General features: G+C 63.1%; 2 protein-coding genes. One reads left to right on the forward strand and one right to left on the reverse strand.

Annotated elements, in window-relative coordinates; genetic code table 11:
- The first annotated feature begins 135 nt into the window (after positions 1-135).
- Positions 136-831, forward strand: a complete 696-nt coding sequence (locus tag HOP58_RS22695) for a CBS domain-containing protein (protein WP_234261899.1) — start codon at positions 136-138, stop codon at positions 829-831.
- Positions 832-918: 87 nt separating this feature from the next.
- On the opposite strand, the gene HOP58_RS22700 is transcribed toward HOP58_RS22695, so the two are convergent.
- Complete coding sequence (locus HOP58_RS22700) at positions 919-2,043, reverse strand: aminotransferase class V-fold PLP-dependent enzyme (protein ID WP_010629381.1); 1,125 nt, start codon at positions 2,041-2,043, stop codon at positions 919-921.
- Positions 2,044-2,250: the final 207 nt, after the last annotated feature.

Below are 2,250 nucleotides of genomic sequence, written 5' to 3' on the forward strand. Positions count from 1 at the left end.
GGAGGGTAGAATCGGTCATGGCGTATCCACTCATGTTGATTGAGATCTTGGTCGTGATCAATCAACAGGATACGCCACCCTTCCTACCTCCTCCCATACACCAGAAATCACCATAGCTCCCAGGAGGATCCCGTCATGCACGCTGTCGATGTCATGACCCCAAGGGTCATCACCGTGTCACCCGAGACCGACGTTCGGGAAATTGCACGCCTGTTGCTCGAGCACAACATCAGCGCTCTGCCCGTGGTGGAAGACGATGGCAAGGTTCTCGGCATCGTCAGTGAGGGCGACCTGATGCGTCGCGTCGAGAACGGTACCGAACGACGCAAGTCCTGGTGGCTGAAACCCATCTTCGCCGGCGCCAACAATGCCAGCGAATACATCAAGTCTCACGCCCGCAAGGCGCATGAGATCATGACGCCCAACCCCATCACCATCGATGAAGACGAGCCGCTGCACCGCGTGGCCAAGCTGCTGGAGAAGCACCATATCAAGCGGGTACCGGTGGTACGTGACGGCAAGCTGGTGGGTATCGTCAGCCGCGCCAACCTGCTGCGTGGTTTCTCGATGACCGCACCCGATGCCGTGACGCCGGCCACCACCGACGACCGCGAGATCCGCGATGCCATTCTCGGGGAAATCGAAGAAAATACCGGGGTCTGGGTCGATCGTATCAACGTGATCGTAACCGAGGGCGCGGTGCAGGTCTGGGGCTTGGTCGAGAGCCAGGAGGAGAAGATGGCGGTACAGGTCGCCGTCGAGAATACCCCCGGCGTGAAGTCCGTGGAGAACAACCTCGGCATGCTGCCCCGCGGTATCGGTCACTTCTGAGCGTGGCAGGCCGTTGGCGGACAAAGCCTGACGCCAGCGGGGCGGCCCTGAGACCGCCCCGTGTGTGGGGATGACGAGCCGGCCGGCTCAGCCGACCTGCTTCAGCGCCGCTTCCAGATTGGCCAGGCTGCGCTCGGTCTCGTGCAGCTTGTCGAGACCGAACAAGCCGATGCGGAACGCCTGATAGGTCTCGCCCTCGTCACACATCAGCGGTACGCCGCCGGCTATCTGCACCCCGGCGGCGGCGAACTTGGCCACGATGCCGGGGTCGTCACTGTAGTAGACCACCACGCCAGGCGCCTCGAAGCCCGGGGCCGCCACGCTGCGGTAGCCGTAGCGTGACATCAGCTCGCGCACGCCGCGCCCCAGCGCCCACTGCTCCTCGCGCACCTTGTCGAAACCGTACTCGGCGGTCTCGTGCATGATGTCACGCAGGCGAGCCAGGCCATCGGTGGGCAGGGTGGCGTAGTAGGCGTGGCCGCCGTTCTCATAGGTCTCCATGATCCACAGCCACTTGCGCAGGTCGCAGGCAAAACTGGTGCTCACGGTCTCCTCGATACGCTCACGCGCCTGCTCGGAGAGCATCACCATGCCGCAGCAGGGAAGCCCACTCCAGCCTTTCTGGGGGGCACTGACGAGCACGTCGACGCCGATCTCCTGCATGTCCACCCACAGCGTGCCGGAAGCGATGCAGTCGAGCACGAACAGGCCGCCGACCTCATGTACCGCTGCCGCCACCCGGCGCAGGTAGTCGTCTGGCAGCAGCAAGCCGGCTGAGGTCTCCACATGGGGCGCGAATACCACGCCCGGGCGCTCTTCGCGGATGGTGCGCTCGACCTCCTCGATGGGTGCCGGAGCGAAGGGCGAGCGGTCGTCCTGCGCGTCGGCCCGACGTGCTTTGAGCACCGTGGTCGAGGTGGCAATGGCGCCCATTTCCAGAATCTGCGACCAGCGATAGCTGAACTGGCCGTTGCGCACGATCAAGCAATGCTGGTTGGTGGCGAACTGGCGAGCCACCGCCTCCATGCCGAAGGTGCCGCTACCGGGCACGATCGCCACGCTATGGGCCCGGTAGACCCTCTTGAGAGTCGCCGAGACGTCGCGCATCACCCCCTGGAAGCGTTGTGACATGTGATTGAGTGAACGATCGGTATAGACCACCGAATATTCGAGCAGGCCGTCGGGGTCGACATCGGGCAGCAGTCCGGGCATGGGGGTCTCCCTTCTTTCAAGCGAGTGGCGAAAGCGTCATTGAGCCGGAAAGGATATGTGGTTTGCGGAAGGCGGGCCAGCGCAAAGCCTAGATACCATCTCTCCTAACCGGCCACAAATGCCCCATCAGGCGGTTTGTGGCCGATATTCGGTTTGCGTCTTGAGGACCCCGTAAGCGATATGGATCAGCTTACGCATTGCCGCCCC

It is taken from the genome of Halomonas sp. MCCC 1A11062 (assembly GCF_021404355.1).
In the GTDB taxonomy this organism is placed as follows: domain Bacteria; phylum Pseudomonadota; class Gammaproteobacteria; order Pseudomonadales; family Halomonadaceae; genus Halomonas; species Halomonas aerodenitrificans.